At 58.2% G+C, this 20,219-nt stretch carries 18 protein-coding genes; 8 read left to right on the top strand and 10 right to left on the bottom strand.

All coding sequences use genetic code 11. The features are described from left to right. Nucleotide 1 precedes the first annotated feature (1 nt). Nucleotides 2–1,909 (top strand): ATP-grasp fold amidoligase family protein, encoded by a 1,908-nt coding sequence (locus tag ACR0AP_RS04560; RefSeq protein ID WP_480505585.1) that lies wholly within the window; start codon nt 2–4, stop codon nt 1,907–1,909. A gap of 5 nt (nt 1,910–1,914) precedes the next feature. On the opposite strand, the gene ACR0AP_RS04555 is transcribed toward ACR0AP_RS04560, so the two are convergent. After that, nucleotides 1,915–2,217, bottom strand: coding sequence for a DUF6476 family protein (locus ACR0AP_RS04555; RefSeq protein WP_480505583.1), 303 nt, complete (start codon nt 2,215–2,217; stop codon nt 1,915–1,917). Here ACR0AP_RS04555 and ACR0AP_RS04550 point away from each other — a divergent pair. The 4 genes from ACR0AP_RS04550 (at nt 2,216) to ACR0AP_RS04535 (ending at nt 5,868) form a co-directional block, all read left to right on the top strand. Next, the gene (locus ACR0AP_RS04550; protein WP_480505581.1) at nt 2,216–3,250 is read left to right on the top strand and encodes an RluA family pseudouridine synthase; all 1,035 of its coding nucleotides are present in this window, start codon (nt 2,216–2,218) and stop codon (nt 3,248–3,250) included. The genes ACR0AP_RS04555 and ACR0AP_RS04550 overlap by 2 nt on opposite strands. Before the next feature lie 145 nt (nt 3,251–3,395). After that, entirely contained in the window at nt 3,396–4,292 is an 897-nt protein-coding gene (rpoH, locus tag ACR0AP_RS04545; protein WP_209504218.1) for an RNA polymerase sigma factor RpoH, read from the top strand. A 272-nt stretch (nt 4,293–4,564) separates the two neighbouring features. Further along, nucleotides 4,565–5,539 carry a Gfo/Idh/MocA family protein gene (locus ACR0AP_RS04540; RefSeq protein ID WP_480505579.1) on the top strand — a complete coding sequence of 325 codons (975 nt, stop codon included), beginning with the start codon at nt 4,565–4,567 and terminating at the stop codon, nt 5,537–5,539. Between the two features lie 59 nt (nt 5,540–5,598). Then, nucleotides 5,599–5,868 carry a DksA/TraR family C4-type zinc finger protein gene (locus ACR0AP_RS04535; RefSeq protein WP_480481378.1) on the top strand — a complete coding sequence of 90 codons (270 nt, stop codon included), beginning with the start codon at nt 5,599–5,601 and terminating at the stop codon, nt 5,866–5,868. A gap of 207 nt (nt 5,869–6,075) precedes the next feature. Here the strand turns inward: ACR0AP_RS04535 and tcuB are convergent, their stop codons facing one another. From tcuB to ACR0AP_RS04520, 3 genes are read right to left on the bottom strand one after another with little or no spacing between them, the layout of a single operon-like run. After that, the gene (tcuB, locus tag ACR0AP_RS04530) at nt 6,076–7,155 is read right to left on the bottom strand and encodes a tricarballylate utilization 4Fe-4S protein TcuB (RefSeq protein WP_480505577.1); all 1,080 of its coding nucleotides are present in this window, start codon (nt 7,153–7,155) and stop codon (nt 6,076–6,078) included. Further along, nucleotides 7,145–8,539, bottom strand: coding sequence for an FAD-dependent tricarballylate dehydrogenase TcuA (gene tcuA / locus ACR0AP_RS04525; protein ID WP_480505575.1), 1,395 nt, complete (start codon nt 8,537–8,539; stop codon nt 7,145–7,147). Before tcuA ends, tcuB begins: the two co-directional genes overlap by 11 nt. An 11-nt stretch (nt 8,540–8,550) precedes the next feature. Next, nucleotides 8,551–9,231 carry a GntR family transcriptional regulator gene (locus ACR0AP_RS04520; protein WP_480505573.1) on the bottom strand — a complete coding sequence of 227 codons (681 nt, stop codon included), beginning with the start codon at nt 9,229–9,231 and terminating at the stop codon, nt 8,551–8,553. A gap of 78 nt (nt 9,232–9,309) precedes the next feature. Between ACR0AP_RS04520 and ACR0AP_RS04515 the strand changes: the two genes are divergently transcribed. After that, nucleotides 9,310–10,374 (top strand): AbrB family transcriptional regulator, encoded by a 1,065-nt coding sequence (locus tag ACR0AP_RS04515; RefSeq protein WP_480505571.1) that lies wholly within the window; start codon nt 9,310–9,312, stop codon nt 10,372–10,374. Here ACR0AP_RS04515 and ACR0AP_RS04510 read toward each other — a convergent pair. The 5 genes from ACR0AP_RS04510 to ACR0AP_RS04490 form a co-directional block, all read right to left on the bottom strand. Then, a complete protein-coding gene (locus ACR0AP_RS04510) occupies nt 10,343–11,323 on the bottom strand; it encodes a D-2-hydroxyacid dehydrogenase family protein (protein ID WP_480505569.1) in 981 nt (326 codons plus the stop codon). The genes ACR0AP_RS04515 and ACR0AP_RS04510 overlap by 32 nt on opposite strands. Next, nucleotides 11,320–11,556, bottom strand: a complete 237-nt coding sequence (locus tag ACR0AP_RS04505; protein ID WP_480505567.1) for a hypothetical protein — start codon at nt 11,554–11,556, stop codon at nt 11,320–11,322. Before ACR0AP_RS04505 ends, ACR0AP_RS04510 begins: the two co-directional genes overlap by 4 nt. A 50-nt stretch (nt 11,557–11,606) precedes the next feature. Continuing rightward, nucleotides 11,607–12,695: a 4-oxalomesaconate tautomerase gene (locus ACR0AP_RS04500; protein ID WP_480505565.1), complete on the bottom strand. Its 1,089-nt coding sequence runs from the start codon at nt 12,693–12,695 to the stop codon at nt 11,607–11,609. Nucleotides 12,696–12,705: 10 nt separating this feature from the next. Next, nucleotides 12,706–14,736 carry a tripartite tricarboxylate transporter permease gene (locus tag ACR0AP_RS04495; RefSeq protein WP_480505563.1) on the bottom strand — a complete coding sequence of 677 codons (2,031 nt, stop codon included), beginning with the start codon at nt 14,734–14,736 and terminating at the stop codon, nt 12,706–12,708. Nucleotides 14,737–14,810: 74 nt separating this feature from the next. Continuing rightward, nucleotides 14,811–15,899 carry a tricarboxylate transporter gene (locus ACR0AP_RS04490; RefSeq protein WP_480505561.1) on the bottom strand — a complete coding sequence of 363 codons (1,089 nt, stop codon included), beginning with the start codon at nt 15,897–15,899 and terminating at the stop codon, nt 14,811–14,813. A 139-nt stretch (nt 15,900–16,038) separates the two neighbouring features. On the opposite strand from ACR0AP_RS04490, the gene ACR0AP_RS04485 reads away from it, so the two are divergent. Further along, nucleotides 16,039–16,707 carry a response regulator transcription factor gene (locus ACR0AP_RS04485; RefSeq protein ID WP_480505559.1) on the top strand — a complete coding sequence of 223 codons (669 nt, stop codon included), beginning with the start codon at nt 16,039–16,041 and terminating at the stop codon, nt 16,705–16,707. Further along, entirely contained in the window at nt 16,704–18,071 is a 1,368-nt protein-coding gene (locus tag ACR0AP_RS04480; RefSeq protein ID WP_480505557.1) for a sensor histidine kinase, read from the top strand. Before ACR0AP_RS04485 ends, ACR0AP_RS04480 begins: the two co-directional genes overlap by 4 nt. A 258-nt stretch (nt 18,072–18,329) precedes the next feature. Here the strand turns inward: ACR0AP_RS04480 and ACR0AP_RS04475 are convergent, their stop codons facing one another. After that, nucleotides 18,330–20,150, bottom strand: a complete 1,821-nt coding sequence (locus tag ACR0AP_RS04475) for a M3 family oligoendopeptidase (protein WP_480505555.1) — start codon at nt 20,148–20,150, stop codon at nt 18,330–18,332. Nucleotides 20,151–20,219 lie beyond the last annotated feature (69 nt).

Below are 20,219 nucleotides of genomic sequence, written 5' to 3'. Positions count from 1 at the left end.
TATGGCCGCGGAAAATACTCTTCCCACAATCGGAATGCTCTGGTTGGAAGGTCCTCTCAGTTTTCTGGAACAGATGTGCCTTTTGTCTTTTGTCGCGAACGGACACAGGGTCGTGCTGTTCCACTATGACGAAGTCGAGAATGTACCCGAAGGTATCGAACTGGTTTCGGCGAACGAAATTCACGAACCGCAGCGGTTCATTATGAACAACCAGTTTAAAACACCGGTTCCGCAATCTGATATTTTCAGGCTGCAGCTGATGCAAAAAACCGATTTTCTCTGGTGCGATACGGATGTGATTTCTTTGAAACCGATCCCGAAAGCGGATCATATTTTCGGCTTCTTCAATCGCAATACGATCTGCAATGCGATCATGCGGTTGCCGTCCGACAGCCCCGCGCTGAAAGCGTATACGGAATACAGTCTTGATCCATTCCCGATCCGTCCTTGGGTAGAAGGTGAGGAACGCGAGAATCTGGAGCGCCAGAAAAAGGCCGGTGAGTTGCCTCATGCCTCGGATCAGGCACACAGTGTTTACGGACCCGGTGTCATGACGTGGTTTCTGCGACATCATGGCGAGATAGAACACGCCAGCCCACCCCCGGTGTTTTACCCGTTGCCGTTTCGGCAAACGGGGCAGGCGAACGACATTCCAGCGCGGGAGTTTCGAAAAAAGTACCTTACGGATCAGACGCAGGCCGTCCATCTTTGGGGCCGTCGGATGCGTTGGTGGATTGCCAAGGGTGTAAAACGTCATTCATTTCTGGATCGAAGGCTGCGCGGTTTGGGGATCAGTCCTGCCAATGCACCTTTGCCACGCAGAGGGCGGGGCGCGCCGCAGAAAATTGAGTTTCCCGACTCGCTTCCGGATTTGCGGATCAGCAAAGAGGAAATCAGTGAGGCCACCAACGGCGTGATGTCCGTAGCTCAGGTCGCAAATTCTGAGCAGTTCTTCAAATTGGCCCAGGTTGAATTGGATAAGATAAAAGACAAAGGGCTTTATGGGGTGAATGACAAACCCCAATCGGGTCATCAGCGAGGTTGGGATCACTATGCCAATGACGCATTGCGGTTGAATGCCATGTCTATGTCATTGTCGAGGTTTGCCAACAATCAGCGCTATTTGCCTGACTTGAGCAACCCCAAGACCGTGACTGAGAAGATGCTGGTCATGAAGCTGTTTGCCGAGATGCCCGAAGTGTCGGCGGCGGATAAGTTGACGGCGGAAAGTTATATCCCAGAACCAGCCAGGAACCTCTTTACACCGGTGAAGCGCTATTGGGTTTCATCGTCGCCTGAGTTGCCGGAAGACCTCGACCTCGAGCCCGGCAGCTATTGGCTCAAATGCAATAACGGGCAGGGGCAAAACCACAGGATCACCTGGCCCATGAACACAGAAGACCGCAACCTGGCCCAGGAAAAGCTTACCAATTGGAGCAATAAACCCATTCCCCACGGCTTCTGGGCGGCAGAATGGTGGTATTCCACGATCGAAACGCGCTATTTCCTTGAAGAGGATCTGGCGGCAGAAGGTCAGGACATCATCGACTGGAAATTCTGGGTTGTCGCCGGAAAGGTCCAGATTGTTCAGGTCGACCGGGACCGCTCTCGAGGGCATGTGCAGATGATCCACGACCGGGATTTCAACTTCATCCCGAAAGAGCTGTATTTCCAGACAAGCGATGACACCGAGCCCAAGCCAGAGGTGTTTGACGATATGGTCGCAATTGCCGAAGCCGTCGGGCAACGTGTCGAGTTTGCGCGGGTGGACCTTTATGTAATTGGCGACAAGATTTATCTGGGCGAAATCACGCTCTGCCCGTTTGGCGGAAAACGCAAGATGCGTACGCCCGAACTGGATGTGCAGATGGGTGAGGCCTGGGTCGGCACCCGTCTGTTCCCGAACTGATCCGGTTACTCGACGGCGATTTCCTGACGCAGCTTTCCTGTTGTCTTGTCATAGATCAGGACGCGGTTGTCGTCGGTCACGACCGCATACCAGTTGGATCCAATGGTCAGGGCCTGCGCTCGGGCACCATCGGGTAAGTCGATCTGATCCGGCAGGGTGGGGGTGCGGTCTGATAGGCGGATGACAATCAGGGCGAATGTCACTAGAACCCCGCCAATCATCACCGCGGTCAGCAGCATGACCATCCGCCGCAGCAATCGTAGCTGCGGGGTTTCCTGCGGTTCTAGGGGTTCGGAAGGGACAGTCATGGGCACCCGCCAGATTGAGTTTCAGATCGCGGCCGATCCGCCGCCTCGCCTTGATAAGGCGCTTTCGCGGGATGTGCCAGACGGTGAAAACCTGTCGCGCACGCGGTTGGCGCGCCTGATCGAGGATGGCGCGGTTCGGATCGACGGGACCCGGATTCAGGACCCAAAGGCCAAAGTGTCCGAAGGGGCGCAGGTCGCCATAACTGTAGCCGAGGCGGAAGACAGCCATATCGGTGCTGAAGACATCCCGCTTGAGGTTGTTTTCGAAGACGCAGACGTGATCGTCGTCAACAAGCCAGCAGGCATGGTCGTGCACCCCGCGCCGGGCTCGCCCGGGGGTACGATGGTCAACGCCTTGCTACACCATTGCGGTGACGCTTTGTCAGGTGTTGGGGGGGTGAAACGCCCCGGTATCGTTCACCGGATCGATAAGGAAACCAGCGGTCTTCTGGTGGTCGCTAAAACGGACGCCGCGCATCACGGGCTGGCCGAGCAATTCGCAGCACATAGCGTCGAGCGCTATTACCGTGCTGTGTGTTACGGGGTTCCGGATGCAAGTGATCCTCGTTTGCGCGGCGTCAAAGGTGTCAGCTTTGAGCCGGGCAACATCATGCGTGTGACGACCCAGCTTGCGCGGCATAAGACCGACCGTCAAAGGCAGGCGGTGTTGTTTCATGGCGGGCGCCACGCGGTGACGCGTGCGCGGGTTGTTGAAAAATTCGGCGCGCCTGCTGGTCTGGCTTTGATCGAATGCTGGCTCGAGACCGGGCGAACGCACCAGATCCGCGTTCATATGGCCCATGCAGGGCATGGGCTTGTCGGGGATACGGTCTATGGTGGAAAGCGGAAATTGGCCATCAAGGCGTTTGCGCCTGCCGCTGCCGAATGCGTGTCCGGCTTTCCCCGGCAGGCGCTTCACGCCGCCGTATTGGGGTTCGAGCACCCGGTGACGGGCGAAAACCTGCGGTTTGAAGCCGAACTGCCGCAAGATATGGAGAACCTGATTGCCGCGCTTCGCGCACCGCTGACATAATAAGCAAAGTCCTGTGAGTAAGAGTTTCTTATCTTTCCTTCATGAAAGATTAATTTCAGACTGTTAGCAGCACCTCTTGAACAGGATGGGTTCCTTACCCATATCCCATGTTAAAGACTTAAACATTTGTCGGAGGGACATCATAATGGCAAATTACGCAAATCTCCCCGCGCCGACGCCCGAGGGCGGCCTGAACCGCTATATGCAGGAGATTCGCAAGTTTCCCCTGCTTGAGCCGGAAGAAGAATACATGCTGGCCAAGCGCTGGGTTGAAGAGCAGGACACAGAAGCCGCGCATAAGATGGTGACATCGCACCTGCGGCTGGCGGCCAAGATTGCCATGGGATATCGCGGCTACGGTCTGCCGCAAGCCGAAGTGATTTCCGAAGCCAATGTGGGCCTGATGCAGGCGGTCAAACGTTTTGACCCTGAAAAGGGTTTCCGTCTGGCCACCTATGCCATGTGGTGGATTCGCGCCTCGATTCAGGAATACATCCTGCGGTCATGGTCGCTGGTGAAACTGGGCACAACCTCGGCGCAGAAAAAGCTGTTCTTCAACCTGCGCAAAGCCAAGGCGCGTATCGGCGCACTGGAAGAGGGCGACTTGCGCCCCGAAAACGTCGCGCAAATTGCCAATGATCTTGGCGTGACCGAAGAGGAAGTCATCAGCATGAACCGCCGCATGTCCGGCGGGGACGCGTCCCTGAATGCCACGGTCGGGTCCGAAGGCGAAGGCACGATGCAATGGCAGGACTGGCTTGAGGATGAAGACGCCGACCAGGCCGGAGACTATGAGGCGCGCGATGAACTGGAAGCGCGTCGCGAGTTGCTTGCTGCGGCGCTGGACGTGTTGAACGACCGTGAAAAGGACATCCTGACCCAGCGCCGCTTGCTGGATCAGCCGGTGACGCTGGAGGACCTTAGCACGCAGTACAATGTCAGCCGCGAGCGGATCCGTCAGATCGAAGTTCGCGCGTTCGAGAAGCTGCAAAAGAAAATGCGGGATCTGGCACGTGAAAAAGGGATGCTGGGTGTCAGCTGACCACAATACCAGCCTGCAATAGCTGCGGGCTGGTTTTTCATCTGTGCGAAGAAACCTCCTCTTCGCGCACATGCTGGGCGCATCCTGACATATCGTAAACTGCTGAACATCTGCGGCCGCTATCCAAACTGTGAAGCCAAAAGAATGGCCGCAGGGCCAAAGCTATGGTACGGCAAAGACGCGTTTCAATTCGATGACGGTGTGACAGGTCGATCCTGCGGACCTCGCAGGGGAACGAACTCTTTGGGGTTCGAACATCTATGGAGAGCGTGATGCAAAAACCGGTTCAGTTTGGCGTGTTGGGGGCCGCGAAATTCGCGCGTGAATACATGGCACCGGCGATACATGCCGCCAACGGGGCGCGACTGGCTGCGCTGGCGACGTCAGATGCGGTAAAGGCTGAACCTTTTTTGTCGTTCCGTCCCGATCTGAAAGTGTTCGAAAGCTATGATGCGCTGTTGGCGGACCCCGGTATCGACGCGGTCTACATACCTTTGCCGAACCACCTTCATGTGGAATGGAGCCTGAAAGCGCTGGATGCCGGCAAGCATGTGCTGTGCGAAAAGCCGATGACTATGAAGGCGGACGAGTTTGACGCATTGATCCAAAAGCGCGACGAAAGCGGCCTGCTGTCCGCCGAGGCGTATATGATCGTGCATCACCCCCAATGGCAATTGGCACGCAAACTGATTGTGGATGGTGCAATCGGCAATCTGGTGCACGTAACCGGAGCGTTCAGTTTCGACAATCGGGCAGATACCCAGAATATTCGTAACCGCGCTGAAACGGGCGGCGGCGGATTGCGTGATATCGGGGTCTACGTGATCGGTGGAGCCCGGTTTGCAACGGGGCAGGAACCGGTGGCGATACAGTCAGCCATCCGTTGGCAGGATGATATCGACATCTTCACCGAAATTCGCGCGCAGTTCCCCGGTTTTACCTACTCAAGCTACGTGTCCATTCGGATGCATCCCCATCAGGAAATGGTGTTTCACGGGGAAAATGGCCTGATCCGCCTGACTACACCGTTTAATGCGCGTGTGTTTGGTGAAGCCCGGGTCGAGTTGCATCGTCCGGGGCTTGAGGTGCTGGTCACCCGGTTCCCCGGCGCAGACCATTACAAGCTTCAGGTCGAGGCCTTCTGCCGCTCGGTCAGGGAAGGGGCAGAATATCCCTGTCCGCTGGAATTCTCTCGGGGGACGCAAGAGGTGATTGACCGCGTGTTCGAGGGCGCAGTTTCGCTGTAACTTGCCCTTTGCGCGCAGGCTCGGCTATCCTTTTGCTTACGTTTAGCAGGAGATGACCCATGGCCGGAGGCTGGGCGCGCGACGGCGCAGTGAGCGAACAGATCGAAGCGTCGATTTCGGATGAACTGGCGCGGATGCAGGCGCAAAAGCGGCCTGTTGGTGAAAGCCTGACCCATTGCGCCGAATGCGAAGAGCCGATCCCTGAAAAACGCCGCGTTGCTTTGCCGGGCGTGAAGCTGTGCCTTGATTGCCAGCAGGAACGGGATGGTGCGTTCAAGGCACGTGGCGGCGTCAATCGGCGGGGGTCGAAGGACAGCCAGTTGAAGTGATCTCAGGTGCGGCTGCTTTGAGCCCAGAGTGCAAATTGCTGCGGTCGGCCCAAATACGTGCGAAGCGTGCGTCGCTGCCGTTGGTCCTACAATGGACGTCCCATTCCGGACGTTGACCGCCACTCGAAGTGCCGCAACGCAGAGTTCTTCACAATCATATTTGATCCTATTGCATGTTCTTTCTGCTCACTCAGACGCGACGGGCTGTTAACGGACCATGGACGCATCTCTTTTTCGTTGTGCGTCTCGGACCAGCGCCGCAAGCCGATAGAAGCCGTGTGCCATTTTTGTGTAGGGCGTAAGAAGGAAAAACGTAAGGACCGATCCGAGATGGATGGCCAGTAGCGCGGGCATCAGAGGCGTTGAACCGAGGGCATAGAGAACCAGCCCGCTGAGCCCCACAAACCCGAGCAACAGGATGAAGCCGATATCCCCACCCCAGGCCGACGGATCGCCGAGGTCTCGGTCTGACTTTTGCTTGAGCAGCGCCATCGCACCGCACCCCACCGTCAGCAGCAGCCCCCCGGAAATCCCGAACAGTTTCGGCAAAGACCAGAACCCGTAAGGCGCGTGCATTCCGAAGACATAGTGCATAACGGTCGCCACCGAGGTCGACGCAAAGCACAGCAGAAAACCATACATAACAGCGTGGTGGATGTGGCGTCGGCCCTGACTGAACCGGTCTTCGTCCTCGAAGTTGCAACCCTCGCCATGGCCTGCAGCCAGATCCTGCATCTTGCCCGCGCGTTTGAGCGCAGCCGTCAAATCAGACGTTTGGATGGGATTGCCACCAACCTCTGCCCAATAGCGCCTCAGGCTGAAGGCGATACTGAACAGAGGCAGCAGGAATGCAGGCGCAAAGATCGCGACCATCGCGTTATGCGATAGGACGGCATAAAACCCTTCGCCTCCACTGGAACCGATGGCGCGGGTCGCCCAGAACAACAGGGCAAATCCGATCACCAACGCCAAAGCGATGGCCCCGCCATGGGTGTGGAACCGGCGCGCCAGCGGTTGCGGCCATGCCAAGCTCTCCCAACTGTCCCGTCGCACCTCGGCCAGCGCCTTGGGCAGGTTCAGGTCAAATGCGTGCGGGGCGGTGTACTGACAGGCGTAGTAGCACCCCCGGCAGTTGTGGCATAGGTTGGCCAGTTGCGTGATGTCCCCATCCGAGAACGCGCGTTCCGCATGAAGCGACGGGAAGACCGAGCAATAGCCCTCGCAATAGCGGCAGGCGTTGCAGATCTCGGCCTGGCGGCGGGCTTCCTGAATAAGATCAGTTTGCATAAGCGGCGGCCTCTCGTCCTGCGATGCGTCCAAAAACAGTTCCGATGGTCATGCCAAAGCCCGCCAGATAGCCTTGCCCAAGGATCGACCCAGCCATCGTTTCCCCGGCCGCCCAAAGGTTTTTGATCTTGCCGCTTGGGGTCGAGCACTGGGCCGTCTCGTCAACCTTCAACCCAAGATAGGTAAAGGTCACACCGGTCCGCAGCGAGTAGCCATAAAACGGCGGTTCGGTAATTGGGCGCGCCCAGTTGGTCTTGGGCGGTATCAGGCCCGAGGTCGCCACCCCGTCCAGTTCGGTCGGATGAAACCCGCTGGTGTCACCGCAGGCGGCGTTGAATGCGCTGACGGTTGCTTTCAGTTTCTCCGCGGGCAGGTCCATCATCCCGGCCAATTCGTCCAACGTGTCCGCCTTTAGCGGAGGGAACACGGACGGCATGAACAGGTTCAGCGATTTGGCGTCGATGATGGCATATCCCACCTGATCCGGCTGCGCCGCCACCAAACGGCCCCAGATCGCGTAGCGTTTGGGCCAGACGTCTTCGCCCTCGTCATAGAACCGCTCGGCATGTTTGTTCACGACGATGGAAAACGGAACGCAGTCCAGACGGGTGACGATGCCGCCGTCGAATTTCGGCGCGCGCCCGTCGATGGCAACGGCGTGGCATTGGGTCGGGTCGCCAACGCTTTCTACTCCTTGGTCCAGCAGATCAGACAGGACAACGCCTCGGTTGTAAGGCGTTCCCCGGATCAGGAAGTTCTTGGCAGGTTCACCCCAGGCTCGGGTGAGCCAATCCGTGTCGGCCTGAAAGCCGCCGGAGGCAACGATGACCGCCTTGGGCGCTATGCGATGAGACTGGCCTTCATAGCTATAGTCGACCCACTCGATCCGATCACCATTCAGTTCCAAATGCGTGACGGCGGCTTCGTACAGCACATCTACACCCAAACCTGCCGCCGTGCGGTAATAGGCATTCACCAGAGATTTGCCGCCCCCCATGAAAAACGCATTGGTCTGTGCCAATGACAATGTGCCGGAAAGCGACGGCTGAAACCGGACCCCGTGTTCTTGCATCCAGGGAAGGCATTCTTCCGACGTGCGGATCGCCAACCGGGCAAGATGTTCATCGGTTTTTCCACCGGTGACTTTCAGCAGATCCGAGAGGTATTCGTCTTCGCTATACGCCTCGACGAGCGGACCCAACGGGCCCGAATGCATGCAGCGAAAATTGCGCGTATGGCGTGAGTTTCCGCCGCGATAAGGTTTTGGCGCCGTTTCAAGGATCAGAACACGGGCGCCTGCCTCGGCTGCAGTCATCGCAGCGCAGAGAGCCGCATTGCCGCCACCGATCACAGCGATATCGTAAGCTTCCTTTGGGGTGGCCATATCCTGTCTACCTACTGGCTTTCGTCGATTGAGCGGTCGCGGTCCTGCAACGCGCGGATGCGCATCCGCTGCGCAGCCTGAATATGCGCGCGCATCTCTGTCTCGGCCGCTGCGCCATCGCGGGCCTTCAAAGCCGCCATGATGCGCCGATGCTCGGCCACTGCGGCCTCGGCGCGGTCGCTATCCAGCAGTTGAGACGGCCCAAGGATCAACAGCGCCTTTTGCAAGGAGAGCATGGATTTTGCCAGAAACCGGTTCTTGGTCGCATCCAGAAGTGTTGCGTGAAAGACCCTGTTGATCCGCGCCGCGTCCGGGCCGGTGCCTGCTTCTGCCAGCCGGTCATTCAGAACCTCAAGCTCATCCAGTTCAACATCCGATGCCGCGCGGGTTGCCAGACGGGCCGCTGTCCCTTCAAGCACCGCGCGCATCTCATAGAGTTCCATGACCTCAGCGTAATCCAGGCTGCGCACGGTGGCACCTTGCCGTGGCACATGTGTGACCAGCCCGTCGGCTTCCAACTGCCTTATCGCCTCGCGCACCGGGGTACGGCTGACGCCCAACCGTTCCGAGAGCTCAATCTCGCGCAGCCGGTCGCCGGGCAAAAGAGTGCCCTCGCGAATCTCGCACAGCAGGCGCTGATACGCAGAATTGCCTTGTGGGCCAGGTTGTAACGGGTCGTCCTGAAGGGTCATCGCAGGCTCTCTTGTCATCTTGCGTCCAGTTGTATACACATGGATACATTATAAGTCAACGAAGCTGGAACGCTTACCTTGCACAGCCAAACCGATACCCCCTCTCTTCTGACGAAACGGGCCGTCACGCTCGGCCTGGCGGTGTCGGGCACTGGGGTATTTTGGGCGCTAAACCTGCCGCTACCTTTTCTGTTCGGGCCAATGAGCGCATGTTTGGTTGCAGCTCTTGCGCACGCACCGATGGAAGGCTTTGGACAGGTCTCGGTTGCCGCCCGCACTATACTGGGCGTGGCGGTAGGGGCATCGATTACGCCGGCTCTGTTTGCTGAATTGCCAAAAATGGCCGCGTCAATTGCGCTGATCCCGTTCTTCATCCTGCTAATCGCGCTGGTAGGTGTGCCATTCTTTCGCAAATTCTGGGGCTTTGACTCCACAACGGCTTTCTACGCAGCCATGCCGGGCGGTTTGCAAGACATGATCATCTTTGGCACAGAGGCGGGGGCCAATCCGCGTACCTTGTCCTTGATCCACGGTACGCGCGTGCTGATCATCGTGACGTTGGCCCCCTTGTTCCTCACCGTGTTCTATGATGCCCAACTCACCAATCCGATTGGCGAGCCCGCGCACAACCTGCCAATACATGAATTGGCGCTGATGGTTCTGGCCGCCATTATCGGCTGGAAAGGCGGGGAGCGGATCGGCCTGTTCGGGGCGTCAATCCTGGGGCCAATGATCCTTACGGCCGCCTTGTCACTGGGCGACTTAATTCATACCCGACCGCCTCGCGAGGCCATCCTTGCAGCGCAGTTTTTCATTGGCTGCGGAATTGGTGTGAAATTCGTAGGTGTCACATGGGTCGAACTACGCCGGGTAGTGGCAGCGGGCTTCGCCTATGTCATTGTCCTTGCCGTCCTGGCAGCCGCTTTCACCGCCGTTGTCACCACCTTGGGACTGGGCCAACCTGTCGAGGCGTTTCTGGCCTTCGCGCCCGGTGGGCAGGCAGAGATGACGGTGCTGGCCATCGTCTCGGGCGCGGATCTGGGCTTTGTAATCACCCACCATCTGACAAGGATCGTGCTGGTGATCATCGGCGCGCCCATTGCCGCAAATCTTATTCTGCGCTGGTCCAAACCTCGGGGTTGATCATGTGGATCGGAGCGCCTTCGGCATAGGCGTTCACCTGATCGAAAATATCCGCGAATTGCAGGTCGAACTCGTCTTCAGTGACAAAGCCGATATGTGGGGTCGCGATCAGGTTGGGATGTGACAAAAGCGGGTCGGTCGAATCAATCAGTGGCTCGGAATCAAACACATCAATTGCCGCTTTGCCGGGGCGACCGACGTTCAGCGCCTCAAGCAAAGCACCCGGCGCGATTAGCCCAGCCCGCGAGGTGTTTACAAACAGCGCCCCCGGCTGCATCTGTGCGAAATCCGATGCGGTGACGATCCCGCGCGTGTCCGGTTTCAAGCGCACATGGACCGAGACAACATCGCTGCTGCCAAAGAACGCTTCACGGCTGGGCGCGACCTGCGCGCCATCCGCCTGCGCACGCGCTCGGCCTTCTACGGATGACCACCAGACCACATTCATCCCAAAGGCCTCGGCATAACTTGCAATGGCGCGAGCAATGCGGCCATAGCCATAGAGCCCCAACTGACGCCCCCTCAGCGTCTTGCCCACGCCCGCCTGCCAGCGCCCTGCTTTGACCGAGGCCATTTGTGCGGGCAAATCCCGCATCCCGGCCATGATTAACGCCCAAGTAAGTTCGGCTGCAGCATATGACGGCGTCCCGCCATGCATGTTTGAGCACAGCAGCACGTCGTGATCTGTGCAGGCCTCAACATCGACATGAGGATAAACGCTGCGCTGGCTGATCAGTTTCAGATTCGGTAATTTCTCCAGCAAGGCGCGAGTGACTTTGGTACGTTCGCGGAACAGGACAAGCACCTCCGCGTCATGCAGTCGTTCGGCCAGAGTGTCAGTGTCTTCGACATGATCCGTCCATAATGTCACCTCATGACCGGTGAGTTTCTCAAAGCAAGGCAGGCCACGCAGCGTGTCAAACCAGTCATCAAGAATGTGGACCTTCATCGGCTTTCTATACCCTGCTCGGTGTTCAGTTTTCTTGGCGTCGGCACAAAATGACATGTGTCGAGAGCGGCCAGCGCATTGCGGACCCGTTCGCTTTGATCCAGCAGATGGTTGAACTGCTCATCGCACCCAGCGATCGGTGTCGGGTACTCCGCGATATCCCGCCTTAAGACCGCTTGCGCCAACCTAAGTTCCTGACGCGCGATATCGAGGCATTCTGAGTAATTGTCCATCGCGACCTCCAATATTGTATACTATAGTATACTCAATCTGGGCTGCCCGATCAACTCCCCTTCCACACCGATTTCGGAACATAAACATGCCCGTCCGCCAGCTTGCGTGCGGTTCGCACCAAGCCCGCCGCTTTCACGGTGAATCCCTCATCGGTTGAAAAATCCACCAACACGTCGATATTGCCCGAGGCGTGTTCCAGAACGACTTCAGCCGGGCTGGTCGTGGGGCGATCCAGCAAACCGTCGGCGACGGTTCCGGGAGTCAAAGCGCAAGACGCCATGCATTGCGCGCCGGTGACCGCCATGGTCGGGTGGGTTTTCCACGGCATGAAATACCGCACTGCGAGCGTTCCGCCTTCTCTGGCCGGAGCAACAAGGCCGAACTTAGGGGTGACCGATTTGGACACATCCCCCATACCCATCCGCTGCCCTGCTTCGATCCTAACGGCCTCCATCCGGTCAAAGAACGCGCGGTTTGCGTCCAGCTCATTGGCGCTCTCATAGCCCGTCAATCCGAAGTCTGTGGCGCGGGCGATAGCCATCGGCATAGCGACATCCATGCAGGTCAGTTCGACGCCCTGAACTGCATCGCGCAGGTTGCCCGTAGGCAGGAACGCTCCGGTGGCCGAGCCCACCACGCCCATGAAACTCAACTGCACCGGCGCTGAATGACCGGGAACGCCGGCGATCTCCGCATCACCCTCATAGGTCAATTCGCCCCCGGGTGTATTCACCTTGGCCACGATCCGAGCCCCAGTGTTGACGGCCCGAATGCGAACTTCAGTTTCATCACCCTGCGGTTTGAACAAGCCCATCTCGATGGCAGCAGGGGCAACGCCAGACAGGATATTGCCGCAAGTGGGTTTGAAATCGACCAGCTTGTCCTCGACCGAGACCTGCGCGAAGAAATAGTCGATATCGGCCCAGTCATCCTCGCCGACCGACAGCATCGCGACCTTTGTGGTCACCGCCGCGCCGCCGCCGATGCCGTCGATGTTCAGCGACTGCCCGGACCCAAGAGCGGCGATCAACACCTCGGCCAGCGCGTCCAGATCCTCAGGCAAATCCGAGCGGCGGAAATACGGGCCTTTCGACGTGCCGCCACGCATCAAGATATAAGGGATTGCGGTTTGAGTCATTTTGAACCCCTCACTTCAACGGCCAGGGCAGGCTGACCATGTCCTGCAACAGACCTGGCGGGAAATCGCGGTTCAGAGCGCCCGCCATCAGGCACATGAACCCGATGCCGCAGGCGGTCAGGATCAGAGTCATCTGCCAGCTGGACCCGGCGCGGATACGGAGAAAGGCGATCAGGAACCCTATCAGGGCGAGGATGAAGCCCACCACCCACGTGGCCGCGATCAAACTGGCGAACCACGCCAGAGTGGACCACAGACCGTGGGGTGCGCTGGCGTCTTCACCGGCGATTTCCTTGTCGGCAAAGATCACGTCGCCTTCGGGACGTCGCATCATCTGGATCAGAAGGATCACGCAACAGAATAGCGAGACGCTGCCGATAACCAGCGGGATGATCTTGTCGGTCATATTGTAGTCGGGGATCATGTTGGCGTTGACCAATGCGACGATCAGATAGGCCATGATCACCAGCAGAAAGATAAGCGGCGCGCGTTTGGTACCGGCCTGAACATCACCCTCGGCCATGATCATCTTGGCCTGCCGGATACCCAGAATGACCGAAACAACCGTGACCACGATCAGCACGATGACGATAGGGCTGAAGACATATTCCATCCCCTCGCCAAAGCTTTTGCGGAACCGGAATGAGGCGATCTGGAACGCCTGATTGGTGAACTTCTCAACCGGGTTCGACAGAACGAAACCGATCAGGAAGGCCGGGCGCGACCAGTCGAAACGGCGTAAAAAGATGCCGATCAGGCCGATCACGAACAGGGCCAGCAAGTCTTCGAAGTTTTGGCCGGATTGGAACGCCGCAAAGCTGATCAACATGAACAGGAACGGCGCCAGATAGGTGAAGCGGATCGTGGTCAGCTTGGCGATCCCGCCCGATGCCGCGATGCACAGGATGGTCCCGACGACGTTGGCCAACGCCAGCAGCCAGACGATCGAATAGGTGATGTCGAGATTGTCCTTGAGCATGCTCGGACCGACCTCGATATCGCCTGACCCCAGCAAAGCCACCGCGCCGATGAAGATCGCCATCGAGCCTGAACCAGGGATGCCAAACAGCAGAGTTGGCACCAGCCCTCCACCCTCTTTGGCGTTGTTCGAGCTTTCCGGGCCGATGACGCCGCGCACTTCGCCTTTGCCGAAATTGCTCTTGTCCTTGGTGGATTGCACCGAGTGACCGTAGGCGATCCAGTCGACAACCGAGCCGCCGAGGCCGGGAATGACTCCAACAATCACGCCAATGATCGAACAACGCACCGACAGCCATATATTTGCGAACCAGTCTTTGATGCCGTCCAGCCAACCGGCGCCCAGTGAGGCCCCCTTGGCAATCGACCGATCTTGACGCAGCAGCGATACGATCTCGGGCACCGCAAAGATACCCAGGCCAACGATGACCAGCTTCAAACCGTCCGTCAGATAAGGAATGTCGTAAGTTGCCATGCGCAGCGAACCGCCTGCATCCGCCTCACCAATCGTGCCAACCATCAGGCCCAGACCGGCGGCGGCGACTCCTTTCAGCGGGATCCGCCCGGCCAAAATGGCGACCATCGACAGGCCGAGAATTGTGATCATCAACATCTCGGGCAGGCCGAAGGCCAGAACGATGGGTCGCGCGATAAGTATGAACATGGTCAGGAAGGTCGCGCCGACGAGCCCTCCGAATAGGGACGAGGAAAAGGCTGCTGACAAGGCCCGTGCAGCCTCGCCCTTTTTCGCCATCGGAAAGCCGTCCAGCACGGTGGCCTGCGAAGCAGAACTGCCGGGGATGCCCATCAAGACGGACGCAAACGTGTCCGAGGTCGGCACCACCGCGACCATCCCGATCATCAGCGCCAGACCAAGGATCGGGTCCATTCCGAACATGAAAGGCAACAGCAGGGACAGACCGGCAATACCGCCAAGCCCCGGAAAGACGCCCACAGCCAGCCCCATGACGACGCCGAGAATGAGATACCCCAGAACGATGGGTTGCAGGATCAAACCCCACGCGTCACCAAGCGCAGGTAGAGCGGTGGCGAAAACCTCCATAGCGGCCGCCTTTCATAAACTGTTTTGTATGTAGAGAAACGCGCGCCCTTCGTTGGGCGCGACGACGTGTCAGCTTAGTTCAGCTCGACGCCGTAGGCCTCTTTCAGCCAGTTCAGGACGTATTGCTTGGCATTGTCATCCACATTGGTCGCCGTCTGCAGAGCAGATTTCGAGCCGTCGCCGACGAACACCGGATACTTGCCGACGTGCTTCGAGGAGATATCAGCAAAATCACCCCGCTCGGTCACTGCTTGAAACGCTGCGGTATAGGCGTCGACGACCTCTTGCGGCGTGTCACCGGGCAGGAAGGCCAGCTTTTGAACCGGGAAACCTGCCACGAAGAAGGCTTTCCATGCGTCCCATGCCTCACCACTGGTTTCGCAGCCATCGGTGGCCTCGCAGACCTCCTTGAAAGTCGGAATGCCCGGGAAGGTCGGGTCACGAACGATATTGCCATCAGCATCCAATGCGCCCCAAGTCATCATGGGAACGGCCTGACCGGCTTCGACCAGCGGGACCGAACCACCCAGATAGCCCGAGGACGTCTGGTAATCGATATTGGCTTCACCACGTTCAAACATCAGCCGACCATCCCCGCGGCCTTTGATCCCAAATACCGGTTCCACATTCATACCCAACATCTGCCAGGCCAGCAGAGGCACAAGGTCCAAACGGGTTGCACCCTGCGAGCCGTAGATGAAATTGGTGTCCTTCAGCGCATTGGCAGAGCCGTCAAACTTGGCTCCGTCCTCGGCGTTCAGATACGCAACACCACCCGTTCCAGATGCCATTACCGGAATCCAATCGTTGTATTCATAGCGTACGCGGGGATCGCTCAGCAGATACGGGAACTGAGTAGACCCGGACGTGCCAAACAACAGGGTACCGTCATCATGGCTTTTTTCCTGAAACCAGTTCGCGCCTTTGGTTGATCCCGCGCCCGGCATGAACTTGACCACCACAGTCGGCTGACCGGGCAATGCCTCGGATAATAGTGGCGCGAAGAAGTTGGCCCATTTAGCCGACCCGCCCGTTTCCGAGAACGGAATGACCCATTCGATGGTCTTGCCCGAGAAATCGACCTCGGCAGCGGCAGGTGCAGCGAATCCGGCAGCGGCGATCAGCCCCACGACGGCACGACGAGTGAAGTTGGAAATGGCCATTGGTTCCTCCCTGTTGACCAGACAACCACGTCGGCGCCCTCCGCGCCACCGTGATTGCAATTAGAACTGCGGGGTTGATTCCCCCTCCCATCTGGCAATCATGGGGCGCCAACCTTGCGCGAAACTTGCGGGAGACCTGATGCGGATCGTCATCGTCGAGGATAATGAGACCCTTGCCAACGCCATTGCCTATCGCCTGCGGGATCGGGGCCATGCCGCTGACGTGCTGACAGATGGCGGCGCGGCCGATTTGTATCTGGAGCAAGAAGGCGCAGATCTGATCGTTCTGGACATCAACCTGCCGGGTCGGTCTGGGCTTGAGATTTTGCGGTCCCTTCGCAACCGGGGTGACAGCGCGCCCGTCATCCTGCTGACCGCGCGCACCGAGACCAGCGACCGCGTTTCGGGTCTGGATATGGGCGCCGACGATTACTTAGTGAAACCCTTCGAGATGGATGAACTCGAGGCCCGCATCCGTGCCCTGTCCCGCCGCAAACAACTGGATTACGGTGCGCGCGAAACGATCGGAGACCTGGAATTCGACCGCACCGCCCGGCAGGTGAGCGCAAAGGGCCAAGTTCTCGATGTGCCGCGTCGGGAAATGGCTGTGCTTGAATGCCTGCTGGAACGTCGCGGCAGGATCGTCCCCAAAAGTCAGTTGATCGACTACGTCTACGGCGTGGGAGCCGATGTCGACGATTCGGCCGTCGAGCCGCATGTGTCACGACTGCGAAAACGCCTTCAGAACCTTGGCATCCGGATCAAGACCGCCCGTGGCCTTGGATATCTGCTAGAGGTGCAGAAGTGATCCGGCACGGCTCACTCAGGCTCAGGCTTTTCATTCTGATCCTGACGCCATTGGTGCTGCTCGCAATCCTGCTTGGATACTGGCGCTACACGGTTGCTCAACAAACGGCACAGGAGCTTTTTGACGACAGCCTATTGTCCGCCGGTCTGGCCATTTCTCGCGATGTGGCGGTGTCAGAAGGCGATGCCCTGTCGCCCACCACGCGCAGCTTGATCCGCGACGCATCGGGCGGAGAGATTTTTTATCACGTGACCGGACCCGGTGGCATCTACGTCACAGGGTATGCATACCCTCCGGCCGCTGCAAACCCGTCTGAGCAAGACGCGTACCAGCCGAGGTTTTTCGAGGCGATCTATCGGGATGAGCCGGTGCGCGTACTGAAAATGACCGAGCGCGTCACACTTGATAACCTTGTGGGCGATGCGACAGTAACAGCTTGGCAACGCGTTGCGGATCGCAACGCCTTTGCCAACGAACTGTCGATCCGCGCCGCGATCCTGATGGGTATCCTGCTGGCCACCCTTGCTGTTGTCGTGTGGTTCGGCGTCGCGCGAGGGCTGCGGCCCTTGCTGGATTTGCAGGATGCGATCGACCTACGCTCACCTGACGACCTGAGCGAAATCAAACGCCCGGTCCCGGTCGAGGTTCATGGCATTGTTCAGACCTTGAACCGGCTGTTTGGACAGGTCGAGCACAGCATCAACGCCCATCAGGTGTTTATCTCAGAAGCCGCGCACCAGCTGCGAAATCCGGCGGCAGCGGTCCAGTCCATGGCCGAGGCGTTGCGGGACGCAAGATCGGATGAGGACAAGGACAAACGGATTATCGAGCTTGTGTCGGCAGCGAAAAACTCCGCCACGGTGGCCGAGCAGCTATTGTCGTTGGAGCGGTTGCGGCAACCTACGCATCAGGATCAGATGGACAAGATTGATTTCCGTGCGGTTGTGGAAGAAGCCTGCGCTGACATGGGTGTACAGATCCTCGCAAAAGGGATCGAGTTTGATGTTATGATGCCGGACTCGACAATTCCGGTTTCAGGAGATCAGGTTTTTTTAACTGAGGCCATCAAAAACCTGCTGGACAACGCAATTAAGCACGGTGGGACTAAGTTGAGCCAAATTTCAGTCGCGCTGCGCTCTGATGGCGAGAACGTAAAGCTTACCGTATCTGATGACGGAACCGGCCTTTCACCCGACCAAAGCGAAGCCGTTTTCAGTCGATTTTCGCAGCTGGAATATTCCGAAGGTAGCGGTTTAGGGTTGTCGATTGTCTCAGCTGTAGCGAAGCGCCACGGAGGAGTGGCCGCGATCAACCAAGTCGAAAAAGGAGCAAGCGTCACGCTTCAGCTTCCCATAGCCCTGTAGTTTGTTTCAATTTCTGCTCGGAACCCGAAACCTGTCACAATCAAAGAGAGTTTTTCGATTACAGCGAATGACCGGTTTCCACCCCAGGTGCCGGACACGGTGGTCTTGATACGTCTTCACCGGACTTTGAAGCCTTTTGCAGCGAAATGGCGCTTGGTCCCGCTTAGCGGGCGTTCAGGGGCCCCTTGGGCGTGACATTCCCGGGCATGGCAGGTTCTTTCCGCAAGGCAGATGTCGCCACCCTCTGTCGAGGGCGTCTCAGCCCTCCATCGCTTCCAGCTCATCAATAAAGCCCGAGATCATCGACAGGCCTTTGTCCCAGAACTTGGGATCGCTGGCGTCCAGGCCGAACGGGGCCAGCAATTCCTTGTGGTGCATTGAACCACCAGCGCGCAGCATGTCGAAATACTTGTCCTCAAACCCATCCGCGCCGCTTTCGTAAACGGAATAGAGCGCGTTCACGAGGCCGTCGCCGAAGGCGTAGGCATAGACGTAGAAGGGCGAGTGGACGAAGTGCGGGATGTAAGCCCAGAAGGTCTCGTACCCGTCCATGAATTCAAATGCGGGGCCAAGGCTTTCGGCCTGAACGCTCATCCACAGGGCGTTGATGTCATCCGGGGTCAGCTCGCCCTCACGTCGGGCGGTGTGCAGCTTGCATTCAAAGTCGTAGAAGGCGATCTGGCGGACCACCGTGTTGATCATATCTTCGACCTTGCCAGCCAGTAGAACCTTGCGCTGTTCCGGGGTTTCAGCCTGTTCCAGCATCTTGCGGAATGTCAGCATCTCACCAAAGACCGAGGCGGTTTCCGCCAGTGTCAGCGGGGTGGATGACAGCATCTCGCCCTGACCGGCGGCCAGCACCTGATGGACGCCGTGACCCAGTTCATGGGCAAGCGTCATCACATCGCGCGGTTTGCCCAGATAGTTGAGCATCACATAGGGGTGGACATCGGTGACCGTCGGATGGGCGAAGGCCCCCGGCGCTTTGCCCGGTTTCACCGCCGCGTCGATCCATCCTTTTGAGAAGAAAGGCGCCGCGATTTCACCCATCCGGGGGTCAAAGGCATTATACGCGTTCATCACCGTCTTTTGGGCCTCTTCCCAATTCACGATACGCGTGTCTTCCATGGGCAGGGGCGCGTTGCGGTCCCAGACCTGCATGACGTCCAGTCCAAGCCACTTGCGCTTCAGCTCATAATAGCGATGGCTCAGCTTGGGGTAGGCGGCCACGACCGCCTCGCGCAGGGCCTCGACCACCTCGGGCTCGACATCGTTCGACAGGTGACGCCCGGTCTGAGCGGTCGGCATCTTGCGCCAGCGGTCGACGATTTCTTTCTCTTTGGCCTGCGTGTTGTGAACGCGGGCAAAGGTTTTGATATTGTCCTGAAAGACCGAAGCCAGTTCACGCGCCGCGGCCTCACGTTTCGCGCGGTCCTGTTCCGTCAGCAGATTCAGGGTGCCTTCGATGTTCAGTTCTTCACCGTCGACATGGAAGGCCAGTCCGGCAATCGTTTCGTCGAACAGACGTTCCCACGCGTCGCCGACAACCCCCAGATCATGAAGGAACTTTTCCAGTTCATCAGACAGCTGATAGGGCTTCATTGCGCGGATGCGACGGAACACAGGTTCGTAGCGGGCGAGATCCGTGTTCGCCGCAAAATGCGCCTTCAGAACATCGTCTTCGATCCGGTTGATCTCGAGCGTGAAGAACACCAGCGGAGTGGTGAAGATCGTGATCTTTTCCTGCATGTCCGACAGGAATTTGGCGCGCTCTGCATCTGTGGTCAGTTGATAATAGCGCAGACCGGCAAAGGACATGATACGCCCGGCGATGGCGTTGATCTTTTCGTTGCGATGCACACAGGTCAGCAGGTCTGCGGCCTCCAGATCAGCCAGCTTGCCTTCGTAATCAGCAGCAAACGCGGCACATTCACCTTCCAGCCAATCCAGATCGCGCGCTAATTCGGGTGCGTCTTCCGAGGTATAGAGATCGCTCAAATCCCATTCCGGAAGATTGCCCAGATTGCCGGAACCACCGATTGCGTTCGCGTCACGGACAGGGAAGGGAAGGTCGCGCATGGATCACCTTTAGTAGACTGCTTTTGCAAACATCTAGGGCTGGCGCGCCCGGATCACAAGCGGCCAATC

This window comes from Ruegeria sp. AF7 (genome assembly GCF_056541885.1).
The sequence above is the reverse complement of the archived record's forward strand: the minus strand, read 5'-3'. Positions and strand labels throughout refer to the sequence as shown.

Coding starts and splice junctions, on each gene's coding strand:
- ACR0AP_RS04560 (WP_480505585.1), top strand. CDS start 2: ATGGCCGCGGAAAATACTCTTCCCACAATCGGAATGCTCTGGTTGGAA.
- ACR0AP_RS04550 (WP_480505581.1), top strand. CDS start 2,216: ATGGGCACCCGCCAGATTGAGTTTCAGATCGCGGCCGATCCGCCGCCT.
- ACR0AP_RS04555 (WP_480505583.1), bottom strand. CDS start 2,217: ATGACTGTCCCTTCCGAACCCCTAGAACCGCAGGAAACCCCGCAGCTA.
- rpoH (WP_209504218.1), top strand. CDS start 3,396: ATGGCAAATTACGCAAATCTCCCCGCGCCGACGCCCGAGGGCGGCCTG.
- ACR0AP_RS04540 (WP_480505579.1), top strand. CDS start 4,565: ATGCAAAAACCGGTTCAGTTTGGCGTGTTGGGGGCCGCGAAATTCGCG.
- ACR0AP_RS04535 (WP_480481378.1), top strand. CDS start 5,599: ATGGCCGGAGGCTGGGCGCGCGACGGCGCAGTGAGCGAACAGATCGAA.
- tcuB (WP_480505577.1), bottom strand. CDS start 7,155: ATGCAAACTGATCTTATTCAGGAAGCCCGCCGCCAGGCCGAGATCTGC.
- tcuA (WP_480505575.1), bottom strand. CDS start 8,539: ATGGCCACCCCAAAGGAAGCTTACGATATCGCTGTGATCGGTGGCGGC.
- ACR0AP_RS04520 (WP_480505573.1), bottom strand. CDS start 9,231: ATGACCCTTCAGGACGACCCGTTACAACCTGGCCCACAAGGCAATTCT.
- ACR0AP_RS04510 (WP_480505569.1), bottom strand. CDS start 11,323: ATGAAGGTCCACATTCTTGATGACTGGTTTGACACGCTGCGTGGCCTG.
- ACR0AP_RS04505 (WP_480505567.1), bottom strand. CDS start 11,556: ATGGACAATTACTCAGAATGCCTCGATATCGCGCGTCAGGAACTTAGG.
- ACR0AP_RS04500 (WP_480505565.1), bottom strand. CDS start 12,695: ATGACTCAAACCGCAATCCCTTATATCTTGATGCGTGGCGGCACGTCG.
- ACR0AP_RS04495 (WP_480505563.1), bottom strand. CDS start 14,736: ATGGAGGTTTTCGCCACCGCTCTACCTGCGCTTGGTGACGCGTGGGGT.
- ACR0AP_RS04490 (WP_480505561.1), bottom strand. CDS start 15,899: ATGGCCATTTCCAACTTCACTCGTCGTGCCGTCGTGGGGCTGATCGCC.
- ACR0AP_RS04485 (WP_480505559.1), top strand. CDS start 16,039: ATGCGGATCGTCATCGTCGAGGATAATGAGACCCTTGCCAACGCCATT.
- ACR0AP_RS04475 (WP_480505555.1), bottom strand. CDS start 20,150: ATGCGCGACCTTCCCTTCCCTGTCCGTGACGCGAACGCAATCGGTGGT.